The organism is Plectonema radiosum NIES-515 (assembly GCF_025753815.1).
Classification (GTDB): domain Bacteria; phylum Cyanobacteriota; class Cyanobacteriia; order Cyanobacteriales; family Nostocaceae; genus Hassallia; species Hassallia radiosum_A.
In genome coordinates, this window is the sequence record NZ_JAOWRF010000384.1 from 1 (window position 1) to 1,679 (window position 1,679).

At 43.5% G+C, this 1,679-nt stretch carries 1 protein-coding gene; it reads left to right on the top strand.

The window, feature by feature from the left end:
• Positions 1-297: 297 nt before the first annotated feature.
• Entirely contained in the window at positions 298-1,647 is a 1,350-nt protein-coding gene (locus OGM63_RS26865) for a GTP-binding protein (protein WP_263748777.1), read from the top strand.
• Positions 1,648-1,679 lie beyond the last annotated feature (32 nt).

Here is a 1,679-nt window from a genome sequence, read left to right on the forward strand (position 1 = left end):
TTTAAACGCGGCAATTAACTTATCACGGTTGGCTTCATCGTGAAAGCTTACTGAGGGATAACCGCTCCCATGCTCCCGTTGAAGTAAGAAGTAAATGTCTAGACTTGTCTAGGATTTATATAGCAGCTAACTACACTGAAAGCTTTGTAATTAGAACAAAATATAATAGATATAGAAAGTGAAAAAGAATTATTGTGACAATTCTGTGCTACGTCTGTTGGGGTTATGAATAACGCATATTTAAATTCAGTCGATGTCTAGTCGTTTGTCTAACTTTGAATCAACAAAAACGAGAACGTGCCTAATAATCTGCAAGAAACTCATTTAAACCGCGCTCGTGCTAGTCTCAGACAAGTGCTGTCTTGGTATGGATATCTCCGCAAGCCAGGACAACCGCAATCAAACCTGGAATTAGCATCTTTTGTGAAACCAGAATTAGAAATATTGACGAATACTCTCAATAAGCTGGACTCTAACGTAATTAGAATTGCCGCTTTTGGTTTAGTCAGTCGTGGTAAATCAGCAGTTTTAAACGCCTTAGTGGGACAAAAAATTCTGCAAACAGGTCCCCTAAATGGCGTAACTCAGTATCCTCGTTCAGTGCAGTGGACTCCTGGTGGCAAGGTGCAGGTAGAATTAATTGATACCCCCGGATTAGATGAAATTCAAGGGGAACTAAGAGGGCAAATGGCGCGAGATGTAGCGCAGCAAGCTGATTTAATCTTGTTTGTGGTGTCGGGTGATATTACTAGGACTGAGTATCAAGCGCTGCTAGAATTGCGGCGATCGCAAAAACCCCTAATTCTTGTCTTTAACAAAATAGATTTGTATCCAGATACAGATAGAACATCTATTTATAATAATTTGCAACAACTCGGTGCAGGACATCCCCAACAAAAGCCTTTATTACCCGATGAAATTGTCATGGTAGCAGCCGAACCCGCACCCCTTGAAGTGCGGGTTGAGTGGACAGATGGACGTGTAACTTATGAATGGGAGACACCAGCAATCCAAGTAGAGGAACTCAAACAGACAATTTTGAATATTTTCAATCGTGAAGGGCGATCGCTTCTCGCATTAAATGCACTGATTCAAGCAAGAGATGCAGAAGCTGCGATCGCTCAAAAAACCATCGAGTTACGCGAACAACAAGCAGAAGACCTCATTTGGCAGTTTACCAAATATAAAGCTCTCGCAGTCGGGTTAAATCCCATCGCCTTTTTAGATGTGGTTGGCGGAAGTGTTGCCGACTTAGCGTTAATTCGCTCCTTAGCAAGATTATACGGCTTACCGATGACCGGTTACGAAGCAAGTAAAATTCTGAAGACAATTTTATTTAGTTCTGGCGGTTTACTTTTGGGAGAATTAGGAAGCAGCTTGCTTTTAGGCTTAGGCAAAAGTGCCACCGCCTTAGCCAGTGGTGAAAATCCCACCAATATTACAGCCTTCGCCGGAAGTGCGATCGCTCAAGCTGGTATCGCCGGTTATGGCGCCTACGCGATCGGTAAAGCCGCACAAGAGTACCTGAAAAAAGGCTGCACTTGGGGTCAATTGGGCGCTAGCACCGTCATTCAAGAAATTCTCTCCCAAGTTGACCAAAACACAATTTTGTACCGCCTGCGGCAAGAATTAGGCATTGGGAATTAGGGACAAGGGGGACAAGGGGGACAAGGGGGACA